This is a genomic window from Alteromonas sp. I10, from assembly GCF_003201515.1.
Taxonomy (GTDB): domain Bacteria; phylum Pseudomonadota; class Gammaproteobacteria; order Enterobacterales; family Alteromonadaceae; genus Alteromonas; species Alteromonas macleodii.
On sequence record NZ_QJJN01000006.1, the window covers coordinates 124,094 to 147,471 of the forward strand.

Consider the following 23,378-nt stretch of genomic DNA (forward strand, 5'->3'; position numbering starts at 1 on the left):
TATAAAGCGCTTTATCAGCCGCCTTTCACCGCCGACATCATGTTCCACATTGGCGTAAATATGCCAAGCGCCAGGATCAATACCATTACCGCAACAAAACCAATCAAAACAGGTTCGATTTTGGCCGTTAAACTTTTCAAGTCGAAGTCGACTTCACGTTCGTAATAGTCTGCACTTTCTTCTAACAATGGTTCTAGTCGTCCCGTCTCCTCACCTACTGCAATCATCTGTAGTACAAGTGTAGAAAACAGTTCGCTATTTTTCGAAACTCTAAGCAAACTTTCGCCTTTTTCGATCCCTTGCCGCATTTCTTTAATGCGCTTTTGCATGTGCGCGTTGTCAACGGCGTCGGCAGTAAGTGAAAGCCCTGCGGTTAACGGCACGCCTGCACGTAAGATCATTGAAAAACTTCGGCTATATCTTGAAAGTAATGATCGCTCAATAATGCTGCCCACGACAGGCAACTTTAGTTTAAATTTGTCCCATTTGAGTCGTCCATTAGTCGAATTAACGTATTGTTTAACAGCGAAAATCCCTCCCACAATCACAATAATTAGCAGCCACCAATAGTTCACAAAGAAATTGGAAGTACCAATTAACACGCGGGTCATAATTGGAAGTTCAGTGTCAAAGCGCTCAAACATTTGGGTGAACACTGGCACAACAAATAGATTCAAAATAAACATGGCAATTGCTAGCGCAATTAACACAAAAGTGGGATAGCGAAGCGCCGATTTGATGCGCTTGCGGGTTTCTTGCTCGCGCTCGAAATAGAGGGCAAGCTGTAGGAATACGTCGTCTAATTTACCGGTATTTTCACCTACCACCACCACGGATATGGTAAGTCTAGTAAACACCTTTTCATATTTAGCCATGGAAGAAGACAGACTTCGTCCCTGCTCTAACTGGTCTGCAATATCTTTCAAAATCTCTTGAAAGCGTTTATGCGATGCATTTTCGCTTAGGCCTTTAATGGCGCGAATAATGGGAATACCGGCCTTTAGCAATGAGTACATTTGGCGGGAGAAAATGATCATTTCATCCAGTCCCACCTTTTGTTGAAATAAACGCGTGATATCGAAGCCGTCTCCTTCATTTTCTGCACTGCGTTTTTTTGATTCAACAATGGTAAGAGGCACAATGTTTTGTGACAGCAAGGCTTGTGCTGCGGCTTGCGCTGACGCGGCTTCAATAACCCCTTTTTGCGGCCCGCCTTGCGTTGACTTACCTGCGTACTTGAACTGTGGCATTAGTGATTCACCACTTCAGGTACGAATTCAGCGACTTTGAACACTTCATCTAAAGAAGTTTTGCCCTGAGCTGCGTAGTCCAGCGCCATGTGAGATAAAGGAACAAAGTCTTTATTCGCCTTAGTCGCATCTACGAAGCCCTGCGTGTCGTCTTCACGCAAGGCCTCCATCATGTCCTCGTTCATTTCCAGAAATTCAAAAACGCCTATCCGGCCTTTGTATCCTGTGTGATTACAGCTGTTGCACCCGCGCCCTTTGTAGAAGGTGGCAGCGGCTAATTCAGGTTTCAAGAAGCCAACCCACGCTTGTTCTTGGGCGGTTGCAGGCTTTTCTTCTTTACAGTTTTCACACACCCTACGAACCAGACGCTGTGCAAGCACTCCTCGTAATGAAGTAGCAACCAAATACGGCGCCGCGCCCATATCGATAAGGCGAATAGCGCTGGTTACTGAGTCGTTGGTGTGAAGCGTACTTAATACCAAGTGGCCGGTTAATGCACCTCGAAGACCAATCTCTACGGTTTCTTGGTCACGCATTTCCCCCACCATGATAATGTCAGGGTCTTGACGTAACGTAGTGCGAAGAATGGCGGCAAAGTCCAGCCCAATTTTGGCATTAACCTGAACTTGGTTGATTCGCGGTAGACGGTATTCAATGGGGTCTTCAGCCGTTATGATTTTAAGGTCAGGCTTATTGAGTTCGCTAAGAGCCCCATACAGAGTCGTAGTTTTACCGGAACCCGTAGGCCCCGTTACCAGGATCATACCGTGGGGACGATTAATGGCAGCTCTAAATTTCTCTGCCATAGCATCGGGCATACCGGTTTGGTCTAGCGTTAGAAGGCCAGCAGACTGGTCTAATAAACGCATAACTACCGCTTCTCCGTTGGCCACTGGCATGGTCGACACACGCACATCTAAGGTGTGTCCTTTTACTTTAATATTAAATCGCCCGTCTTGTGGAATACGTTTTTCAGATATATCCAAGCCAGACATGAGTTTGAGTCGTAGTACCAGCGCCGACGCTATTTTCACTTGGTTGAGCGTGTTTTCTTGCAAAACGCCGTCGACACGTTGACGAATGCGCAGGATTTTTTCATCGGGCTCGATGTGAATATCTGATGCCCTAACTTGAACGGCATCTTCAAATATGGAGTGAAGTAGCTTAACGACCGTGGCATCCGAGGTGGTGTCATCAAGGGCTGACAACTCAAAATCAGCCTCGTCTGCATACTCTTCACCTAGTTTTTCAGCAAACGACGCAATGTCCTGGGTACGGCGGTAAACAGAATCGAATGCCTCTAGCATTTGGTTCTCTTGCACGATAGCCAGCTCGATGGTTCGAGGAGCGACTAACGGGCCCAGCTGGTCTAAGCCTCCCAAGTCCGTTGGGTCGCTCATACCCAGCAGCACTTCATCGTCGTCCGCTTCTAACACCAAGGCACGATAGCGACGTGCGTAAGTCTCTGGGATAAGCTGAGCTTGCTCCGGGTCTATACGGCGCTGTGTTATATCCAAGAAAGGAATATTTAGCTGCTGTGCCAAGAAGCGAAGAAGCTGGGGTTCGCCGATAAAGCCCAAATCGATAAGTGTATCCCCCAGTTTGCGCCCTGACGTTCGCTGCGCCGCAAGCGCATTGTCAAGCTGCTCACTGGAGATAATGTTTTCGTGAACGAGTAAGTCGCCAAGGCGCATCTTTAATCGAGGTCGCATTAAGGCTGCTCCTGTAAATCAGTTAGACGCGAGTTCGCATATTGTGCAGATGCAGAGGAAAGCCCGCCAATGGCGAGTGCCCTGGAATAAGATGATATCGCCAGGCGCTCATCTGCCAATGCGTCATAATTCACCCCTAGTGCCAACCACCATTTCGCATTATTAGGCTGTAGCGATGTCATAGCGCTGAATGCTGATATCGCTTGATCTGACTTATTGATGGTTTGAGCAGAGGTGCCCTTTAAAATTAGATAGTCGGCACGGCCTTCGGCTAACGCTTTAGCATCCAAGCTATCAGGCATCAAATTCAATACTTCTTCGAAGCGGCTTTCCTGCACCAGAATTTTGGCCATTAGCTCTCGCCAAATTAATTCGCTAGGCGAAATCACAATGCCCTCTGAAAGTACCTGCAGTGCCTGTAAATTATTATTTTGTCCAAAATAAAGTGCAGCCAGCTGCTTGCGCGCCTCGTCATTTTGCGGAAAGGTTGCCAGTGCTAGCGTGAAGCTTTTTTGAGCTTCATCAAAAATGCCAAAGTTATACGCTTTAAGTCCTGCTTCTAAATGCACAGCACTTTGTTGTTCAGATGACTTAGGTGCTACCTCAACTACAGGCTCTCTGGTTATGATATTTGTCGGTTTAGGCTCTGCGGCCTTCGAGCTTGAGGGTTGTGTTTTGCTAACCGCAGACAGCTCTGATTGAGGGCTACTGGCGTTTGCGCTGTTATTGACGCTTGACGCATTCACATCATCAGCTGTGCTGGTTGCTGATGCCGTAGTTGTAACCCTTTTTCTGTATTGAGCTTCATCATCTTCTAATGACTCATCAACGGTATTGAAAACAAGCTCAGCCACATCTGACGCACGGTTTTGTAGCGCCATATCACTTTCAGATAACGGGGTTGATTGCATTCCTTGTGACGGCGCATTTATATCTGCTGTGCTATCGGCAACGCGCTCTGATATTGTACTTTCAGCAGGCGGGTTGTTAACGCTCGGGGCACTTGAAACGGCCGTTGTGCTTAATCCATCTTCACTTTTTTCGTGATGAGAAGTACCAGATAAAAGTGTAATTCCTAACCATACTACAAACACCAAAACGGCGATGATCATGAGCGCTTTTGGCCACGCTGGACGTTGACTGACTTCAACGGTTGGCGGCAAACCAAAGTCTTCACTTTTATTGCGTTCATCCAGTGACTTTAAGGTGTCATTCAAAATACTCATATGCCACCTACGCCGTATACATGTAGTACACTTGCAACTGCCACCACAGCAAGCGACAAAATAACAAGACTCTGCCTTGGGACAAGTCTGCGTTTACAGTCATGTGTATCGAAAACGGCGCTTAGGGTATGTGACCAGGTCGCCGACGCCTTGCCCTGACCATATGCGCGCAAAAGAATCTTATGACAAACTATGTTAACCAAGCGAGGCGTACCCTTGGTAACCAACGCTATAAATGCGCGCAGTCCTCTAGATATCAACTGCTCGTCACCACCTGCTGTCGTCAACCGGTGACCAATGTAGTAATCGACTTCGGCTGACGTCATTGTGCGTAAAGTGTAGGAAAAACTTATTCGCTGGCGGATTTGTCTTACTTTAGGGTTTGCCAGGTTGTCATCAAGTTCAGGCTGTCCAAACAAGACAATTTGAAGCAGCTTACTTTTTTCCGTTTCCAAATTGCTAAAAAGACGCAGCATCTCAAGAGCATCCCAACTCAGCGACTGCGCTTCGTCAATGATTAATACCGCTTGTCGCCCCTCTTTTTTAAGGGCTAATAGCTTTGTCTCTATTGCATTATGCAAGCCTTGATTATCACTATTTCCTTCCGTAACAATACCTAACTCTTTCGCAAATGCTTGGCGTAATTCATCAGGCGAAAGGTATGGATTGGGTAAATAGCAGGCTACAAATTTATCAGACAGATGATTAATTAATTTACGGCATAACAATGTCTTACCTGTACCGACTTCACCGGTTACTTTTATAAAGCCTTCAGACATACTCAATGCTGATAAAATGACTTTTAACGCTTCATTGTGTGGCGCAAGCGCACAAAAGAAATCCGTATTCGGGGTAAGCGAAAACGGCATATCTGTGAAGTGAAAAAAGCCCTGATACATAATTAGTTTCTATACCACTGATCAAGTAATGACTGAGTGCGAAGACGTTGTTTTTCCCACGTGTCCGGTTGCACAACTGATGGGCGTATCAAGATCACCAGCTCGCGCTTACTCTGCGTTTTGGCTTTGTTTTTAAACGCGTTACCAATGAATGGAATGTCGCCCAACAAAGGCGTTTTTGATTCTTGCTCACTGGTAACGGTTTCCATCAAACCGCCAATCACGACAATTTCTCCATCGCGGGCGCGAATTACCGTATCTGACTCTCGGATATTACTTTGTGCCAGTGGCAGCAAGATTTGCTGATCGCCCACCTGAATGACTTTAGTCTGCTCTGCCGTTTCCGTTACTGATGGGTGAACGTGCAATATAACCGAGCCGCTTCTGTCAATTTGAGGGGTAACATCTAAGGCAATACCTGAAAAAAACGGGGTAAGTTCGATGTCATTTTCGTTTTCGGTTTGTGTCGCGCTTTGATCTTCACTGGTCGACACATCGGTGACAAAGTATTCGTCCTGACCGACTTTAATCACTGCTTTCTGGTTGTTAGTGACGGTCACTCTGGGGTTACTCAACATCTGAACATCACCTTGGGTTTGCAGCATATTAATAACGCCGTCAAAGTCACCTCGGGAAATTCTCAAAGTAGAAACGCCGCCAATATCTGTAGAGATTGAGTTCCCTATGCCGTTAACTGCATTAATGGCTGGATCTATACCTGCAGCGGTATTTGCAGCAAAGTTTGACGCTATAGCTCCACCACTGAAGCCAAAGTTCACACTGCCCGTCAAGCCGCTTGCAATACGATCCCAGCGCACGCCTTGCTGATAGCCATCGTTTAGCGTGACTTCAATAATGCGCGCTTCTAATACCACCTGTCGCTGCAAGCTCTCTTGGCTTTGGTTTAAAAAGTCTTTCACCACTGCGATTTCACTGGGCAATGCTCGAACGGTCACTAAGCCCGCTTGAGGTGAAACCACAACCTGGCGGCCTTCTGTTGGAGAGACCAGTACTTTTAGTGCCTCTTTTAAATCGCTCCAAAAGTCGTTTTCACTGGTAGTCTGAATGTTTGAGCCATTGAGCTGTTGGATGTTATTGCCGCCAAGTCCGCCTTGGCCTCCAAAACCACCCTGACCACCTAGCGCGTTCCCGCTAATGTTATTATTGCCGTTAATTCCACCGTTGTTGCCACCATTGTTTTGGTCTTGCTCACTTACCCCACCGGCAATAACGCTTACGTTAGATACACCGAAGCGCTTGATCATAAGAAAGTTAACCGGGATAGATTCCGTCTTTAGTTGAGAAGGCATAACCTGAATTACCTTCCCTTCTAAAAACACGTCTAACGGATACATTCTCGAAATAATGGTTAACACATCTTCTAACGCCACTTCTTTGAGCGTTAAGCTAATTTGCCCTGACACGGCTGGATGAACGGCGACACTGTAAGGTGTGTCTTCAACTAACGCGTCGAAAAACGGACGCACGTCTACATTGTTAGCAGAAACTGCGAACATTTTCTGTGATGTTGGCGCAGGTAACGCTTGATAACGGGCAACCTCTGCCAGCAGTTCTTGATTAAGCTGCGGGGGCGGTGTTGGTTTACTTGATGTCGTATTCTGAGAACGTGCTAGTTCATCGCGAATATGAGGTTTTACTTCCTCGCCAACACCATAAGATTGGCAACCTGCCACAACTAACACTGCAGACAAAACCAATGTGTTAACAATGAGGCTATTTTTTAATTTCATATGCATACATTCTTAGTATTTTCTGCTGACGTCCGTCAGTGATAACCACGTTCTTGGGGTTAATTTTTGATACGGTGTATTCGTTCAGTGTGTCGCCCACGCGGTAAGATTTACCCGATATGATGGCGCTATAACCTGTACTGCGTTTAAAGATAGATTGAAGTGCTAGCTCTCCTGCTACAGCTTCATCATTGCTAGACACTGATGCACTGGCGATTGCAGGCCTAGTCGGGTCGACAGACGCAACTGCAGGTAAGCATGTTGCTATCGCTAAAGCTGTGACCACAATTCTTAACCGTTTCACACTCTCTCCTTACAGCGAGATAAAGGTTTCATTATTGCTTACCGTTGCTAACCCCAGCGCTAACGTGGCACTTGGGTAAGCTTCAACGTTGTAAGCAAAATCTGTTACTACGACTTTTTCAGGGGCGGCTTGAAGGCGCGCTAGGTAGCTACGCAGGTCAAAGTAACTTCCCTCAATAATTAAGCGCATGTTATGACGGTAAAACGGAGTGCTTTGAGACTCACCGTCACCGAAGCGTACTGTTTCGGTAGGCTCGACCTTAAAATTCACTAAGCGTACGTTGTCTTCTTCGTTTAGAAGCGTCATAAGCAGCTCGGGCATTCGATCGGCTGCGACAAACCCTTCATTAAGTGAAAGTAGTGCCTCATCAATTGATAGTAGGTCTTTTCTGGCCTTATCGAGTTCTAGCTGCGTGCGCTTTGTATAGTCGATGGTTAGCGCTTCTTGAATGGCATCTCTTTGAATGACAAGTGCTTTGTGCTCGCTCTCCTTTCTGATGACTGCTTTATCGGTTGCAGACAAGTCATCAAGTGCAGGCGAAACACCGAACCAGAAGAATAGATAGATAATGAGAACAAAACTCACCCATGTAATTAGCTGTTTTTCTCTGCTTTCAAGAGCGGAGAATTTCTCAGAGAGCTGCTGGTACTGATTCATCAGCGTCTCCTTCAAAATCTGTGGATATCAAGAATTGTTTCACGTTTTCTTTGCCGTCTACTTCATCAAACTGCACTGAAGAAAATGACTTACCTTGGAAAAACGGAGACTGCTGCAACTTTTTAAGCCACACAGGTATAGATGAAGGCGCCAAGGTTTGGCCTGACAGGCGAATGGTTTGTGTATCGATATCAATACTCGTCAGCCATAGGTTCTGATTGTGGAAATTAGCCAAGTCGTCCATCACCTCGCCGTACTTTGTTGCGTCAAATGACAACTCTCCGCTATCGAGATACGCCAACAGACGTTTTCGGTTTTCGATTTTGGCGTTCACCTTTTCAAGCTGTTGCTGAAGCGACTGGGTGTCTCGTTTCTTCTCGAGTGCAGCGCTTAAGGTTTTAATTTCGCTATTCAATTGGCTAATTGCGTTTGTTTTTTCATTTAACTTTTTCTGCTTCGCCCCCAACGTAATATTGAGCGCGATTACCACTACCAACATGACACCTATTGCCGCGCCATTAAGCCAAAGTACCTTCGAGAATGGTAACCGCTCTTTCTTTGGTTTTAGGGAGTCCTGATAGAGGTTTATCGTTCTTTTCATGCCACCTCTCTCGCTGCAACAAGTGCACTTGCTAACGCAAAGTGGCAGGCAGGTTCAACTACATCGGCTAAATTAAGCTGTGGAGTAAAGACATTCATGGCAGCGGGCTGGAACGGCTTCAGCCGTTCGATCACTGGCACGCAGTCAAATTGAGTTTTAAACAGAATTTCTTTTAAAGGCGGCTGCTTAAGTTGCGACTCATAGAAATCCATTGAGCGCTGAATTTCTAATCCCAATGTATCACTTAGCTGTGACAGGTCTGTTTGCTCATTAACTTTGCTTACAAATCCACGTAAGCGACGTGCCAACCAGATAGCCTGAGAGCGCACTATCATTAAAAACGGTTCACTGTTGGGCTCTTGGATGATGAGTAGTCGCGCATAGTCATCATTTGGCACCATTTCAGTTGCTAACACTTCTTTGGTGTGGATATGTGTAAGCTGCTTGTCTTTCTTTTTTGCCATGCTCGCTGCGACGGCAGCAAGTGGGGACTTTTCGGCAGCGAATACATCTATCTTTTGGCCGCCAGTTCGACTTTTAACCGGGTAATCGACATAGTCTAAAACCATGTTACTGGAGTCATAGGGAACCAGCTCTCCAAGAGTCCACGGTAACGCCGTTGTAATGTCCTCTTCTGCCATTTCTGGCTTATCAACCTGTACCATGTGGTACATATCCTGTGAAAGCACTATAGAAACATTACAGGTCGACTTAGCAAACGGGCTTAACGCCGCCGATAGCTGTTGCTTGAGAGGCTGATGCTGATCATAGGGAATTGAAGAAACAGAATTAAGTGAAACAGCGTCGCCACTGCGCTCTATAGCCACAATATGTAGCTCAGAAGCACAGACCGATACGCCTACAGTGACGCTAGTTTTATTACTTTTCGAAGAAAATAAGCGTGAAAGCATATATCTACTTAATTCGTTAATGCCGAGTATTATCTTATAATCGACAATACCTTATGGCGCCAATGAGTAACATGGCATTAACTCAAAAGTAGACTAATTATCTAAATAGAACAAATACCTACATAAGTATAGGCTTATATTGTGCGTGTTCGTTTATGTGGCCAGTTTAATCGCTTAAATTTGTTACTGTTCCGTTTGCAGGAAAATAGTCGAAATACGCGCCGCTGCTCAAGCTGAAGCGACACCAATAGTTGTCTTCGTTCTCTTCAAGTTCAGCGTAATAGTCGGCATGGATCTTAAAGCCATCCACGCGCAGTGGTGTCGCCACTAGCGACGTCCATATTTTTTCACACCCTTCACTAGAAAGCTCAGCGGTCGGCCATCCGTTGTGATTCATTCGCACCGGAGTACGGTTCGTTTCTTTGCCCGACTCATTGTAGTGAATCAGCATTATCATAGTAGTGGGTTGGCGTACTCGCCATTGCCAGTGAGACGAGACGACGTGACGCTTAAACGTATCTAGATTTAGTGCAAAGGCGATTGTTGTGGTGTCTTGCTCGTCGGTATGAAGAAAGTTGATAGTAACGCCAAGGGTAATTGCAAAAATAGCTGCAATAGCCGCTTTAAAAACATTAGACGTGGAAGGTTTCTTTTTGTTGGTTTTATTCATTGTCGATTCCCCATGCCTTTGTTCAAGTCGTTAGCGCTTGTTAGGCATTGTTCTATTTTATCGACATTTTGAAGAAAAAATGAAGTAGGTATAAATAAACCTTAAGAATTTCTGGTTAAAAACGAAGACTCAGCATTATGGCAACGGCTTGTGCAATATCGTAATTCCCCAAAAATCACCGTCTTTTTGCTTTAATTGCCAGCCATTTTTTATGAGTGATTTTCGGGTGTAATAGTTAGTCATACCATGCCCGAATAGCACTATCCGCTCGTGTTTCTCACACAGTTTTTCAATACGCTCGGAAACAAGATTAACCCTTTGCTTGGCAGCTTTGAAACTTTCAAATCGACCTTTAAATCCTATAAACCATAATGCACGGCTTAAGACGACCCAGTGCCAACTGCGCAAGGTGAACGGAAGTTTGTAGTAAGGAATATCCATTTCTTTAAGATGGGGCAACTCTTCATCAATTTGAGTCGCGCCGTAATAAGCCGCAGACAATTTAGCCCTTAGTAACGGGCTAACCACAATGTAGCTGTCGTCGATATGGGTCTTCTGCTTTGGGTGACTTGTTGGATCGAGTATCGATTTATCATAGTTACGCACCCACTGAGCATATTGAGCTGAGTTTACTTTGTCATTATGCGCCGAGAGAGGCTTACCGTGTCTAATAAGTACGACTTCCTTGACGGAAGTATTGTTTATCACGTCCATGTTCATTTTAAGTCGTCTACTTTATCCTGTTGGGCTAGCTAATCAATGGCGATTGAGCCACCTTATTGCTTTTCAAGCAAAGATGGCTCCTTCTAATGCGTAACTTTCACGGGTTACGCGCTTGCCAATACAGCATCCACAGGCTCATCCGATTGAACTGCGCCAGAAACTTTCATTGAGATATAAGAAGACAGCGCTTCCTGTTGTGCTTTGTCCAAGCGTAATCCATGTTTTGTTCTGCGCCAAATCACGTCTTCTAGACAACAAGCCCACTCGCACTCTATAAGGTAATCAACTTCTGCCTGATACATACCAGCCCCGAAATGAGTCCCCATAGCATCTACTGACACTTTACCTTTAAGAAACTTATAACATAGTAAGCCATACTGTCTTGCGTAGCGTTCAGCGATAGCGCTGTCCAGCCAAGAAAACTCGGAAGTTAGTTGAGCAACTAGCGATTCTTGACTCTCAAATGCACCACCTGGTAGCGGTACTTCTTTGGTCCACGCTTTTTTCGCTTTCGGGAAACATGAGACAAGTTTATCTACCGCGTGCTCTGAAAGCTTTCGATAGGTTGTAATCTTGCCGCCGAAGATATTAAGTAATACGGGCTTTCCAGCCTCACCCTTAAGCTCTACTTTATAGTCCCGAGTAAGTTCTTGTGCTGACGCGTTTTTCTCTTCTAAGAGTGGTCGCACGCCACTGTAAGTATGGACTATATCTTCGCGTGTTATCTTGGACTTGAAGTAGTTGTTTACGACTTCAATTAGGTAATCAGTCTCTTCGTTTGAAATTGCAGCGTCAGACGGATTACCTTTAAAGTCTTCGTCTGTTGTGCCCACAAGTGAGAAATCACCTTCGTAAGGGATCACGAATACAATACGCCCGTCTTTATTTTGCAGAATGTACGCTTCATCAGAGTTATATAGCTTGGGAACGACAAAGTGACTTCCCTTTACCATGCGCATCGCATTGGGGTTGTGAATATTTACCAAGCGATCTAGAAACGATACTGCCCACGGTCCAGCCGCATTGACAATTGACCTGGCCTTAACTGTAAACGTTTTCCCTTGAGACGTTTTAAGCTCCACATTCCACAAATTATCTAACTTTTCAGCTTCAACGCATTCAGTACGCGTATATATCTTCGCCCCCTGATCTTGGGCAGCTAGTGCATTTAGTACCACTAAGCGTGCGTCATCTACCCAACCATCTGAGTATTCAAAACACGTTGAAATATCGCTAACCAGCGGGCTTTCACTGGTGGTCGTTAGCTTACGTGAGCGCGGCAACATATTGCGCTTAGCCAGCGAGTCATAGAGGAATAAACCAATTCGTATCATCCACGCAGGGCGTAAATGCTTTTGGTGAGGCAAACGAAAACGTAGCGGCCACATGATGTGAGGCGCTTTCTTCAACAACACTTCACGTTCTGCCAGCGCTTCCTTCACTAAGCGAAATTCATAATGTTCTAAATACCTAAGCCCACCATGAATCAATTTGCTGCTAGAAGAAGACGTTGCGCCTGCGAGGTCGCCTTTCTCGCACAAAGCAACCGAAAGCCCGCGTCCCGCAGCGTCAAGCGCGACGCCTACGCCATTAACACCGCCGCCAACGACTAAAACGTCGACTGTCTGTTCAGTTTGATTGCTTTGACTCATACATTGCCTCTAGTAGTATTTATATGGATATCCTCATATGGTTGTCTATTTGACAAGCAAAAAGAAAACATGTCAACACAAAACGAACATTTACGAACATTAAAGAAAGTTAAAATTCGTAGTTAAAAGGAATGAACAAATCCAATCGCAACAATATTTGACTGATTTACATTGAAAAATACGTGGTGTGTAAGAGCGCTTGCGGCAACAGTGCGTAATGTTTAAAGAAGGCTGCCAAAAAGTAGAATGCGAGCAAAACCGAGAACAGGTTTAAAAGTAGTGGAAAACTATAGCAAATAGATAGTCACGCTTTGACAAAGGTGATGTTATTTTCTTCGATTATCTTGCTTATGCTGGGCGGCGGCGTTTTATCACAAACCAAGCAATCAACCTGTGAAATGTGCCCCTGCTCCACCATTGCGCGGCGTTCAAACTTACTGTAGTCCGCAGCTAATATAACGTGTTGAGTATGTTCCAAAATGGCTTGGGACACTTTCACTTCTCTGAAATCAAAGTCAAGTAGTGCACCGTCCGAACTAATACCACTGATACCGATTATGCCGTAATCCATGCGGAACTGGCTTATAAAATCGCAGGTTGCCTCGCCAATGATTCCGCCATCGCGATAGCGAACTTCACCGGCAGCAATTATGACGGAGAAATCCTCTTTAGCCGAAAGAATGGTAGCAACGTGAATATTGTTGGTTACCACGTGAAGATTTTTGTGGTTGAGCAACTTAGTTGCAATCATTTCCGTCGTCGTACCGATATTAATGAACAACGATGCGCCGTCGGGGATCATTGCAGCCACTGCTTCAGCAATTTTCTCTTTGACTTCGCTGTTTTGGGTTTTCCTTTCCTGATATGGCGTGTTTTCCCAACTTCTGTTTAGGCCAGCACCACCGTGATAGCGACTAACCACACCATTTTCAGCAAGCTGGTTAAGGTCTCGACGGATTGTTTGCGGCGTAACTTCGCAAGCACTGACCAAATCATCAATAGACATAAAACCATGTAGCTTTATAAGCCCAACAATTTTTTCGTGTCTTTGCGTTTGATTCATCGCGAGTCCTCAAAATTAGAAAATTACATCAATTATACGTGCTTAACTTCAATGTTCCCATAACAAAACGAAACGCCAATGTTCGTTTTCGAAAATATAGCATTGTTAATCCTGTGTAAATGATGCAAACTCTATGAAAACTATCTTCAGGAGTGACCTTATGGGACAACATATCCTTGCCATTGACCAAGGTACAACAAGCTCTCGCAGCATCATTTTTTCTCCAAAGGGCAGTATAGACGCTATTGCACAGCAGGAATTCTCTCAAAAATATCCGAAAGATGGCTGGGTTGAGCATGATCCAGAGGAAATTTGGGAAAGCGTTGTCTCTACCCTCAAAGAAGTTTTCAATAAATGTTCATTAACACCCTCAGATATCGCAGCCGTTGGTATCACTAACCAGCGCGAAACAACCTTAGTGTGGAATAAAAACACTGGCGAGCCTGTCTACCCGGCTATCGTTTGGCAAGACAGACGCACAGCCCAGCTTTGTCGTGATTTAAGCGAAGACGAAGAGCTCGTCTCACACATTACTGAATCGACAGGGCTTCTATTAGACCCTTATTTCTCAGCCACAAAAGTAGCTTGGATATTAGACAATGTAGAAGGTGCAAGACAGCAAGCCGAGGACGGAGAGCTGCTGTTTGGAACCGTAGACACGTTCCTTATATGGCGCTTAACGGGTGGTGAGTCACACAAAACTGATGCCACCAATGCCTCGCGTACAATGCTGTTCGACATCAATAACCAATGCTGGGATGAGAAGTTACTAGATAAATTCAATATCCCACGCTCAATGCTACCCGAGGTGATGGACTGTGCGGCTGACTTTGGTGTAACGAAAGAAGACATCATAGGCAGAGCTATTCCTATCCAAGGCGTAGCAGGCGACCAGCAAGCAGCATTAGTAGGCCAAGCGTGCTTTGAAAAAGGCATGGCCAAGAGCACCTACGGTACCGGCTGTTTTATGATATTGAACACTGGTGACGCCCCTTTGCAATCGAAAAACCGATTACTCACCACCGTTGGGTATCGTTTAAACGGAAAAACGACTTATGCGCTTGAAGGCAGTATTTTTATGGCCGGCGCAACCGTTCAATGGCTCAGAGATGGTCTGAAGCTTATCGACGATGCCGCCGAATCTGAGGCACTTGCACAGCGAGCAAGACAAGATAACGGCGTCTTCCTTGTCCCGGCATTTACTGGTTTAGGCGCACCTTATTGGGATCCAGATGCCCGTGGCGCAATTTTAGGTTTAACCCGCGACACAGGCATTAGCGAAATCGTTGCTGCGGGACTTCAGTCTGTTTGCTACCAGACGAAGGACCTGCAAAAAGCAATGGAAAGCGATGGCGCTCGCCCCACAACTATTCGTGTAGATGGCGGTATGTCGCGTAATGATTGGGTTATGGGCTTTCTTTCAGACATATTGGGCGCTGAAGTAGAGCGCCCTGAGATTACGGAAACCACCGCTCTTGGTGCTGCCTTCTTAGCAGGATTACAGGCTGGTGTCTTCAATTCAATCGACGATTTAACCCATTGTTGGAAGAGTGATAGCGTTTTCACTCCAAGATTGACCAAGCAAGAACGTGATCAAGCCTATGATGGTTGGAAAGCCGCCGTCGACCGTATCCGCTGCAGCTAATTTTCCTTTATTTTTCTGATTGTTAATAAAGTGCGGCTATAGACCGCACTTTTTTTATACAAAAAAATTTTTTATAACATTGTAATTACATTGTCATTTTGTGCTAGTATTGGATTCAAGGTAAACGTTTCACCTTTTACCTTAAATAAGAAACGCTATATTTTTCATAAAGTTACAAATAATAATCACGAAAATATAACGTTAAATGTGTAAAAGTATTGTTAATAAGCTTGATCCGCACATACTAAAAACGTAATTTAAGTGCAAAGTACGTTAAAACGTAGCCTACTCACGGAGAAAACACAGTGACACATAAAATTAACACATCACAGTTAGGCCCTATCGCGAAACGCTCACTTTTAGGTGTTGCTATCGCCTCTGCCCTACATGCCCCTATTTCACTGGCTCAGGAAGCAACTACTGCTACCGATAAAGAAGTGGAAGTTATCGAAGTTAAAGGTTTTACCAGCTCTCTGAAAGCATCAATGCTAGATAAGAAAGCATCTGATGTTGTTTACGACGGTATTACGGCTGAAGACCTAGGTAAATTTCCAGACCAAAACGTAGCTGAATCACTACAAAGAATTACTGGTGTTGCCATTGATCGTTCAGGTGGTGAAGGTCAATTTATTACTGTGCGTGGTTTCGGCCCAGATTTTAACACCGTACTTGTTAACGGCCGCCAAATTGCTACAGAAAACCAAGGTCGTGCTTTTAGTTTCGATACGCTTCCAGCTGAACTTATTAGCGGTGCAAAAGTTTACAAGAGCCCTCTCGCTTCTATGCAAGAAGGTGGTATCGGTTCAACCGTAGAAATCACAACTGCTCGCCCATTCGCATTTGACGGCTTCAAGGCCGTTGCGAGTGTAAAAGGCATGTACGAAGACCTTTCTGAAGAAACAACGCCGCAAGTGTCTGGCTTAATTACCAATACCTTTATGGATGGTAAATTAGGTGTGTTAGCTGCTGCATCATTTCAACAGCGTAAGCTACAAACAAACATGCTAGAAACGCGCTACTGGCGTCCAGGGGTAGACATTACTGATCGTTCAGAACTGGACAACCCTGAATACGCAGACAATGCACAATACAGAAATGTATACGTCCCACAGAACTTTGACCAAATCGTTGATTTAGTCGATCGCGAAAGAACATCTGGTAACCTTGTTGTTCAGTACGCTCCTAACGATGACATGACGCTTACCTTAGATGGCCTTTACTCTAAGTTTGAAGTTGACTCAGACGCGCACAGTGTTGGTCATTGGTTCACAGACAGTAACCTCGACAACATGTCTTTCAACGATAATGGCAGCCTAACTGGTGTAACAAGTACTATTGTAGAAGGTGCTGGTGGTGCGACTGACTTTATTCGCCGCCGCTATGGTCGAGACGTTGAAATCCAAGCATTCGGTGCAAACTTTGAATGGTTAGTAAACGACAACTTAACTGCAAACATTGATATCTCAACTTCAACTGCCGAAGACAGCAGTGGTGGCGACAACTTCTTCACTGTTGTGGGTTACAACAATGAATACAGTGTAGACTTCACAGGTGCTACCCCATCATTGACTGTTGCGGGTGGTGATGCCGCTTTGCAAACACCGTCGCTAGGCCGCATGCACTATAACGAACGCAACGGTTTTGACACGGAAGATACCATCAGTGAGTACCGTGCAGACTTCACTTGGGTACCTGATTCAGACAATGCATTCCACAAAGCAGATTTTGGTATCTACTACCAAGATCGTGAAAAATCTAATACTCGCTTGTTCGCTTCAGGTTGTAACGTTTATTGCGGCTACAATTTTGACTTCCCTGATGAACTTTTAAGTGTATTTACTGCACAAAACTACTTCGGCGGTGTGCCTAATCAGTGGCTTACCTACGATCCTGAAGCGTTCTTTGACTTCGCAACGTCTGATGCAGCGGTGCAGCAAATTGCTGACGCTACAGGTCAATCATTCGATGATGTTCGCGCAGCGATTGACGCAACAAATATCGGCAACCCTCAGCCAAGTAATGATTCATTCGTAGTGAGCGAAGAAGTATTAAGTGCGTACGCACAGTTCTACTTTGCAACTGAAATTTCAGACATGCCACTTGATGTTAACTTTGGTTTCCGTTACAGCGAAACAGATACATCAGTAGATGGTACAGTTCAGGTTTTACAGGACCTTCAGCCTATTCCTGGCGATGACTCAGACTTCAATGCAGTATTTGAAGACGATGGCGAAGGCAAACCGATTAATGCGACCAATAGTTATTCAAGTCTTCTGCCTAATCTTAACGTTAAATTGCAGTTGACCGACGATTTGTACTTGAGATATGCATACTCGGAAACGTTGACTCGCCCAATGATGGACGACTTAGTACCGGTATTTAACGTAACGGTTTCACGCCCTGGAAACCTACAGGCTACTGAAGGCAATACAGAGCTCCAGCCATATAAATCTACCGGCTGGGATGTGTCACTAGAGTGGTATTATGATGACACGAGCTATTTGTCTGCAGCTGTTTTTAATAAAGAAGTTGAAGACTTTATTTCTGGCCAGCTTTTCGAAGAAAGCCAATTCTTAGAAAGCGGCGAGTATGTATTTACTGTACTTCGTCCTAGCAATGGCGATACGCTTGAAGTTGAAGGCTTAGAGCTTGCTTGGTTGCATACACTTGAAAGCGGCTTCGGTATTCAAGCTAACGCTACTATCGTTAATTCAGATGCAGAGTTTAGTCTACCAGGCTTAGGAAACTCACAAAACATTACATTGTTCTACGAAAAAGATGCGTTCCAAGCGCGTGTTGCACTGAACAATCGTGAAACCTTTATGCAAGAAGCCATAAGCACTCTTGGTGGTACTGAGCCTCGTTTCACTGAGACTTACACCCAAGTTGATATGAGTGTAAGTTACGATGTAACTGAGTCTCTTACGGTATTCTTCGAAGGCATTAACATTACTGACGAAGAGCTAACGCGTCGCGGTCGCTTATCAGAACATTTCGTTCAACAAGTTGCTGACGGTGCTCGTTACGCTGTTGGTGTTCGTGCTAGCTTCTAATAACAACTAGTCTATCAAGGGGGCGGTGTTGCCCCCTTTTGTCTTTATTCTGCTGAGGAGTTTTTCGTGTCAGGCAGCTTAACCCAACTTGTCGTTTTTATTTTCATCACCGCACTTATCGGGCTTCTTACCTATATAAAGTGTCGCGGTCATGGGCATAGTAAAGCCAACGAAAACAAAGAATATTTCTTAGCTGGCGGCGGACTAACATGGATATACGTCGCGGGCTCAATAACGTTAACTAATTTAAGTACCGATCAACTTGTAGGGATGAACGGTAACCAAATGGCACTGCTTGCGTGGTGGGAATTTGCCGCAGTGGCGGGCCTAATCATTCTCGCGCGAGTTTTTCTTCCCGTCTATTATCATTATCAGTGCACCACAACCACCGAATTACTGGAAATGCGCTATAACAACAAGCATATAAGAGCACTAATAGGCCTTCTTTTCTTCCTAGGTAGCAGTCTTATTTTCATGCCTGCCGTAATCTACACCGGCTCGCTTTTCATGATTAACATGTTCAATGTAGACATTCCACTTATGTATGTTGCCACCGCTTTTGCATTAATTGGTGCCTTCTACGCTATCTTTGGTGGGCTTCGCGCGGTTGCAGTTTCAGATACCTATTCTGGCGTATTGCTTTTGACTATGGCGATTGTTGTTGTCGTTCTTGCACTATTCGCAATCGATTTTGATTTCTCGGGCATACCTGCCGAGCGCTTAACCCTAATTGGCGATAATGATTCACCTCTACCATGGCACACGTTATTAACCGGTATGGTGTTTATCCAGACTTTCTACTGGAGTACGAATCAGGTAATCACTCAGCGCGCCATGGCTGCACCTAATTTAAAAGAAGCACAGAAAGGCGTATACGCTGCAGCGATCATCCGCTTTATCGTTGTTCCTACCATTATCGTAGTTCCAGGTATCATTTCGTATAAGCTCTACGGCGATATCAACGATGCCGCTTACGGTACGTTGGTAGGTGATGTTTTACCTAGCTGGCTATCAGGTGTATTTGCAGCGGCCCTCGCTGCCGCAGTACTCACTACTTACAACAGTAACCTCAACTCTGCGACTGCACTTTATGTCTGCGATATACACGAGGCGTATTTTCAGAAGAAGCCAAACGTTGCACGCTTAAGCGGCTTTGTGACCGCGGCGCTTACTATTGTATCGCTAGTTATGGTTCCTGTGTACGCGCAAGCAGAAAGCATCATCAACTTGCTTCAACAACTTTTCGGGTTGTTAAGTATGCCTATTCTTTCCATCTTTATTGTTGGATTACTATTTAATAACGTAAACGCCAACGCGGGAATAGCGGCAGTTGTCTTTGGTGTGGGTCTATACGCTTTCTTTAGCTTTGTACACGCTCCTTTCGGCCTGCACTACATTCACCTGATGTTGGTCACATTGGTTTGCTGTATTGCCCTCGCCCTTGTCTTAAATCGGGTTGTATTTAAGCAAAAGGCAGAATGGCGTGGTCGTTTGATAGAGAGCGAAGAAGCACACGGCTAATAAGGTCAGCCATATATTGGCTGGTTCAGATAACTAGGATTACTACGGTTGTGGCGGAGCAAAAGTACGGTTTGTTGCGTATTTTTGTTCCGCCACACGCTGTGAAGTAGGTGAAAGCAGAGAGAAGACTCTGTAAGCGTGATTGAAACAGATTTAATCACTCGACGACCGTGCAAGAAAGCAGGTATTAAGCTCGATAAACCGTTGTAAAACCATAAAACCGTACGGATGTTCCTTCTGTACTTTTCAGTCATCTTTTCTTTTAACAACATGCGCTATAAACATCTAGGCATGTAAAATGAGGTTTTTATGTCGTCACTCACATCATTCGTTCGTTTGTCGAACGAGAAAGCCACATTAATATTCGACTGCCAGGGTCGTATGCCCAAAGTCATTTACTATGGTGCGCCATTAAGTGACAGTACAACACCAGAAATGCTGAGCGTTTTAAACACCCGTCAAGAAGCCAAATGCGCACCCGTAATTGAACCGCCGATTACGTTGGTACCGACTCACGGTGACGGCTGGACGGGTCAGCCAGGTCTTGAAGTGTCGGGCGATGCCGACCAGTGGTCAGCAGGCTTTAGCCTGACCGAAATAAATGAAGATGCACAGTCTGTTGCTTTCGTAAGCGAAGACGCTCGCCGCGGTATGCGTCTTATCACAACTGTTGAGCTCGATAACAAAACGAGTGTAGTAAAATACGTTTCTCGTCTCGAAAACAGTGGCGAAACACCGCTCAATTTAGGCTATTTGAATGCCGCTAGCCTGCCCTTGCCTACTTCCGTAAGCAAAATTAAAACATTTGAAGGCCGCTGGTCAGCAGAGTTTCAAACCAAAGATCACGATCTCTTCTTTGGAAGTTATGTACGTGAAAATCGCCGAGGCAAAACATCTCACGACACCTTCCCTGGTCTGATTGCATTCCCTCAAGGCACGGGTGAACTTAACGGTGAGTGCTATGGCTATCACCTTGGCGCTTCTGCAAACCACAAGCTTCGCGCCGAGCTTATGGCTGATGGCAGAAGCTATGTGCAGTTTGGTGAGTTATTATTTCCAGGTGAAGTGGTACTTAACGCTGGCGAAAGCTATACATCCCCCGTGCTTTACACAGGCTATGGCTGTGAAGGTTTCTCTTCGCTATCACAACAGTTCCATAACTTCATTCGCAGCAACGTGCTAAACCACAGTGCTGAATCGAAGCCTCGCCCAGTGCACTACAACACATGGGAAGGAATTTATTTCGATCATAACGAAGACGAACTTAAAGCCTTAGCCGATAAAGTTGCACCACTGGGCATTGAGCGCTTTGTGTTAGATGATGGTTGGTTTAAAGGGCGCAGAAACGACAAGGCAGGGCTTGGCGACTGGTTTGTTGATGAAGCTATCTATCCTGAAGGACTAGACGGGCTAATTGACCATGTTACTGGCCTTGGCATGGAATTCGGTATTTGGTTTGAGCCAGAGATGGTAAACCCTGACAGCGACCTTTACCGCGCACATCCAGAGTGGGCGCTGCAAACCGAGAATAACCCTCACGTTCCTTTCAGAAATCAGTACGTATTGGATTTAACCAACCCTGAAGTGGTTGAGTACCTTTATAAAGTGATTACTGATGTACTGAAGACGTACCCCAAAATCAGCTACATCAAATGGGACATGAACCGCGACGTAAACCACCCTGGCAACCTTCACGGTAAACCTGCGATGCATGGTCAAATGGCTGCGCTTTACAGCTTAATAGACCGCGTTAAGGCAGCGAAGCCAGGCATTGAGATAGAAAGCTGTTGTTCAGGCGGCGGCCGTGTAGATTTAGGTATTTTGCCACACACAGATCGATTCTGGACGTCGGATTCTAACGACGCACTAGACCGTTTGTATATTCAGCGTGGTTGTTCTTATTTCTTCCCGTCTGAAGTAATGGGCGCACACGTTGGCCCGCGCGACTGCCATATAACGGGTAGACACTTACCTATTGAGATTCGTTCGGCAGTAGCCTTGTTTGGCCATATGGGTATAGAGATGGACCCACGTGAACTTACCGACCACGAGCAAAGCGTGCTTACTGATGCTATTTCACTTTACAAGAAGTATCGTCATATCACCCACGGCGGCGACCTATTCCGCATGGACGATGACGGCATGAACGTAAAATTTGGTTATGTGTCTAAAGACAAGCAAGAAGGTATTTTTGCATATAACAGCGTTATGGAAACTGTTCGCACTACGCCAAACCGCTTCTACTTTGCAGGTCTTGATGCTAACAAACAATACACCATTGAGCGTGTTTGGCCTGAAAAGCTAAAAGAATACACCCCGTCTATTTTGCAACAAACTGAAGGGCAAGTATTCTCTGGCGAAGTATTGATGAAATACGGTATGCAGCTGCCGGTGCTCTTCCCACAAACTGCATTGATTTATACCGTTAAAGCGGTATAGAGCTGAAGGCTCGAAGCTAAAGCGAGCTAAGCGGTGTTACGCCGCTGCTCGCTTTTTCAAAGCCTTTTTGATTTTTTTTAGAACCTTCGCAAAACGCTCGTCTTTTTCTTCTGTCATTGTGTTTACAACGCGCTGCGCTTCATCAATCTGACCAGCATTGAGCAGCAATTCAGCCAACCGCAATTGTGCCCAACTAGGTGTAGGTAGGCTCTCTGTATCAATAGCCGTAGTTTCATAGTTTTGTAGATAGTCTTTTAAAGCTTTTATACCTATTTCTGTGTACTCACCACTTTCAACAGCCACTTGCCCCAAACGATACTTTCCATACATAAGGCTACTTTTTCGCTTCTGATAAGTGTCCCAAGCATCATTCTCGGCTTTTGTTACTTCTGTTAATTCAAGATCTGTGAGTGGCGACAATATCTCGAACGAAGAGTCGTATTGCTCATCAGACAAATAGAAGCTTCCAAGTTCAACACGAGCGCGAATTTGGGTTTGCTCGTCGTCTATCAGAGACGCAAATATTGCCTTTGCTTCTGTCTCTTGTTCCTCTTCCAGATAGACTCGGGCAAGAGCAAATTGACCTTCGGTTTTGTCTAGAGCTGCAATTTTTTGGGTTAGGTTCATGGCTTCACCCATATCCCCTCCAGCAATAGATGGCGCCATTAAGTGAAATTGCATTAAAGCTTGATAAACCTCAACATTTTCGGGAGCAATCTCGACGGCCCTCTCTAAGCTTTTTTTCGCTTTCTTTGCGTAACCCAGAGCAGAAAAAATGCTACTTGAAGCCTGTGCGCCCATTACACTTGCGTGTGTATGGTATGCCCTGTAGTCATCGCTATATTTTAGAATAAATTGCTCAGCCGCCTCTTCGGCATCGTCCAAATCGATATTCATCAACGCAGAAATCAACATATTGTGCTGTTCAGGTGATTTGTTTTTCACATCATCAAGAACATCTACCACATGGGCGAAATCTCCTTGCTTAAAGGATGCTTTTAATAGCTCTACGTCGTTGCTGTTTTCAGCAACTATGCCTTGTTTTACGGTATTCGCTTCCGCATAAGCAGAGGGTTGGACAGCAACAAAAGAACAGGCACAAAGCACTGAAGTAACTAACTTACGCATTTTCATTTCACTTCCTTATGATGTTAATGATGAGTTCGATTGATCGTTATAGTAAATGAAGGTACTGACGAAAACATAAATGTTTAAGCATATACATTACGCCACAATTGAATTAGATACAGCGTAAATATGTAACAAGAATTAAAAAGGGTGCTTAAGCACCCTTTTGTAAC

General features: G+C 45.0%; 18 protein-coding genes. 4 read left to right on the plus strand and 14 right to left on the minus strand.

From position 1 onward, the window contains the following. Positions 1–14 precede the first annotated feature (14 nt). The 13 genes from BZA03_RS12960 to BZA03_RS13020 all read right to left on the minus strand — a co-directional run bounded on the left by BZA03_RS12960 (position 15) and on the right by BZA03_RS13020 (position 13,419). Positions 15–1,250 carry a type II secretion system F family protein gene (locus BZA03_RS12960; protein ID WP_110289005.1) on the minus strand — a complete coding sequence of 412 codons (1,236 nt, stop codon included), beginning with the start codon at positions 1,248–1,250 and terminating at the stop codon, positions 15–17. Beyond that, positions 1,250–2,962: a GspE/PulE family protein gene (locus BZA03_RS12965; protein WP_101563275.1), complete on the minus strand. Its 1,713-nt coding sequence runs from the start codon at positions 2,960–2,962 to the stop codon at positions 1,250–1,252. The genes BZA03_RS12960 and BZA03_RS12965 overlap by 1 nt, the downstream gene beginning before the upstream one ends. Then, positions 2,962–4,188, minus strand: a complete 1,227-nt coding sequence (locus BZA03_RS12970; RefSeq protein ID WP_110289006.1) for a lipopolysaccharide assembly protein LapB — start codon at positions 4,186–4,188, stop codon at positions 2,962–2,964. Before BZA03_RS12970 ends, BZA03_RS12965 begins: the two co-directional genes overlap by 1 nt. After that, a complete protein-coding gene (locus BZA03_RS12975; RefSeq protein ID WP_110289007.1) occupies positions 4,185–5,087 on the minus strand; it encodes an ExeA family protein in 903 nt (300 codons plus the stop codon). Before BZA03_RS12975 ends, BZA03_RS12970 begins: the two co-directional genes overlap by 4 nt. 2 nt (positions 5,088–5,089) lie before the next feature. Then, a complete protein-coding gene (gene mshL, locus BZA03_RS12980; protein WP_110289008.1) occupies positions 5,090–6,838 on the minus strand; it encodes a pilus (MSHA type) biogenesis protein MshL in 1,749 nt (582 codons plus the stop codon). Next, positions 6,822–7,142, minus strand: coding sequence for an agglutinin biogenesis protein MshK (locus BZA03_RS12985; RefSeq protein ID WP_014947895.1), 321 nt, complete (start codon positions 7,140–7,142; stop codon positions 6,822–6,824). The genes mshL and BZA03_RS12985 overlap by 17 nt, the downstream gene beginning before the upstream one ends. Positions 7,143–7,151: 9 nt before the next feature. Continuing rightward, positions 7,152–7,799, minus strand: a complete 648-nt coding sequence (locus tag BZA03_RS12990) for a type II secretion system protein M (RefSeq protein ID WP_110289009.1) — start codon at positions 7,797–7,799, stop codon at positions 7,152–7,154. Continuing rightward, complete coding sequence (locus tag BZA03_RS12995) at positions 7,774–8,400, minus strand: PilN domain-containing protein (protein WP_014977997.1); 627 nt, start codon at positions 8,398–8,400, stop codon at positions 7,774–7,776. The genes BZA03_RS12990 and BZA03_RS12995 overlap by 26 nt, the downstream gene beginning before the upstream one ends. Further along, a complete protein-coding gene (locus BZA03_RS13000; protein ID WP_039225880.1) occupies positions 8,397–9,311 on the minus strand; it encodes a hypothetical protein in 915 nt (304 codons plus the stop codon). Before BZA03_RS13000 ends, BZA03_RS12995 begins: the two co-directional genes overlap by 4 nt. A 166-nt stretch (positions 9,312–9,477) precedes the next feature. After that, positions 9,478–9,981 (minus strand): hypothetical protein, encoded by a 504-nt coding sequence (locus BZA03_RS13005; protein ID WP_014947891.1) that lies wholly within the window; start codon positions 9,979–9,981, stop codon positions 9,478–9,480. A gap of 135 nt (positions 9,982–10,116) precedes the next feature. Then, on the minus strand, positions 10,117–10,695 hold the full coding sequence (locus BZA03_RS13010) for a phosphoglycerate mutase family protein (protein WP_239259449.1): 579 nt from the start codon (positions 10,693–10,695) through the stop codon (positions 10,117–10,119). A 113-nt stretch (positions 10,696–10,808) separates the two neighbouring features. Next, a complete protein-coding gene (gene glpD, locus BZA03_RS13015; RefSeq protein WP_110289010.1) occupies positions 10,809–12,356 on the minus strand; it encodes a glycerol-3-phosphate dehydrogenase in 1,548 nt (515 codons plus the stop codon). 304 nt (positions 12,357–12,660) lie between these two features. Further along, complete coding sequence (locus BZA03_RS13020; protein WP_014947888.1) at positions 12,661–13,419, minus strand: DeoR/GlpR family transcriptional regulator; 759 nt, start codon at positions 13,417–13,419, stop codon at positions 12,661–12,663. A 160-nt stretch (positions 13,420–13,579) separates the two neighbouring features. Between BZA03_RS13020 and glpK the strand changes: the two genes are divergently transcribed. From glpK to BZA03_RS13040, 4 genes are all read left to right on the plus strand, one after another. Continuing rightward, complete coding sequence (gene glpK, locus BZA03_RS13025; protein WP_014977992.1) at positions 13,580–15,064, plus strand: glycerol kinase GlpK; 1,485 nt, start codon at positions 13,580–13,582, stop codon at positions 15,062–15,064. Positions 15,065–15,369: 305 nt separating this feature from the next. Further along, complete coding sequence (locus BZA03_RS13030) at positions 15,370–18,117, plus strand: TonB-dependent receptor (protein ID WP_075177609.1); 2,748 nt, start codon at positions 15,370–15,372, stop codon at positions 18,115–18,117. Between the two features lie 66 nt (positions 18,118–18,183). Continuing rightward, positions 18,184–19,638, plus strand: coding sequence for an SLC5 family protein (locus BZA03_RS13035; RefSeq protein ID WP_075177610.1), 1,455 nt, complete (start codon positions 18,184–18,186; stop codon positions 19,636–19,638). 309 nt (positions 19,639–19,947) lie between these two features. Beyond that, positions 19,948–22,077: an alpha-galactosidase gene (locus tag BZA03_RS13040; RefSeq protein WP_075177611.1), complete on the plus strand. Its 2,130-nt coding sequence runs from the start codon at positions 19,948–19,950 to the stop codon at positions 22,075–22,077. Positions 22,078–22,113: 36 nt separating this feature from the next. Here the strand turns inward: BZA03_RS13040 and BZA03_RS13045 are convergent, their stop codons facing one another. Then, complete coding sequence (locus tag BZA03_RS13045; protein ID WP_110289011.1) at positions 22,114–23,211, minus strand: lipopolysaccharide assembly protein LapB; 1,098 nt, start codon at positions 23,209–23,211, stop codon at positions 22,114–22,116. Positions 23,212–23,378 lie beyond the last annotated feature (167 nt).